1 rRNA gene is annotated in these 1000 nt (G+C 51.0%); it reads left to right on the top strand.

The annotated features are described in order from the left end of the window. Positions 1 to 1000: ribosomal RNA gene (locus ACQ661_RS12655) — 23S ribosomal RNA — on the top strand; the annotation flags it as partial.

The following is a 1000-nucleotide window of genomic DNA, read 5'->3' on the forward strand; positions in this document are numbered from 1 at the left end:
CATAGGTGTAAGAAGCGAACCCGGAGAACTGAAACATCTAAGTACCCGGAGGAAAAGAAATCAACCGAGATTTCCCTAGTAGCGGCGAGCGAACGGGAATTAGCCCTTAAGCAATCATGGTTCTAGTGGAATGAGTTGGAAAGCTCAACGATACAGGGTGATAGTCCCGTACACGAAGGAAACATGAAGGTGAAAACGAGTAGGTCGGGACACGTGTTATCTTGACTGAATATGGGGGGACCATCCTCCAAGGCTAAATACTCCCAACTGACCGATAGTGAACCAGTACCGTGAGGGAAAGGCGAAAAGAACCCCGGCGAGGGGAGTGAAATAGAACCTGAAACCGTCTACGTACAAGCAGTAGGAGCACCTTCGTGGTGTGACTGCGTACCTTTTGTATAATGGGTCAGCGACTTATATTTTGTAGCAAGGTTAACCGAATAGGGGAGCCGTAGGGAAACCGAGTCTTAACTGGGCGTCTAGTTGCAAGGTATAGACCCGAAACCGGGCGATCTAGCCATGGGCAGGTTGAAGATTGAGTAACATCAATTGGAGGACCGAACTCACTAATGTTGAAAAATTAGGAGATGACCTGTGGCTCGGAGTGAAAGGCTAATCAAGCCCGGAGATAGCTGGTTCTCCCCGAAAGCTATTTAGGTAGCGCCTCGGACGAATACCACTGGGGGTAGAGCACTGTTTGGGCTAGGGGGTCATCCCGACTTACCAACCCCATGCAAACTCCGAATACCAGTGAGTACTATCCGGGAGACACACGGCGGGTGCTAACGTCCGTCGTGAAGAGGGAAACAACCCAGACCGCCAGCTAAGGTCCCCAAGTCATGGCTAAGTGGGAAACGATGTGGGAAGGCTTAGACAGCTAGGAGGTTGGCTTAGAAGCAGCCATCCTTTAAAGAAAGCGTAATAGCTCACTAGTCGAGTCGGCCTGCGCGGAAGATGTAACGGGGCTAAGCCATGCACCGAAGCTGCGGCAGCAAACTTG

Source organism: Pseudidiomarina sp. WS423, from assembly GCF_050750165.1.
Lineage (GTDB): Bacteria > Pseudomonadota > Gammaproteobacteria > Enterobacterales > Alteromonadaceae > Pseudidiomarina > Pseudidiomarina fusca.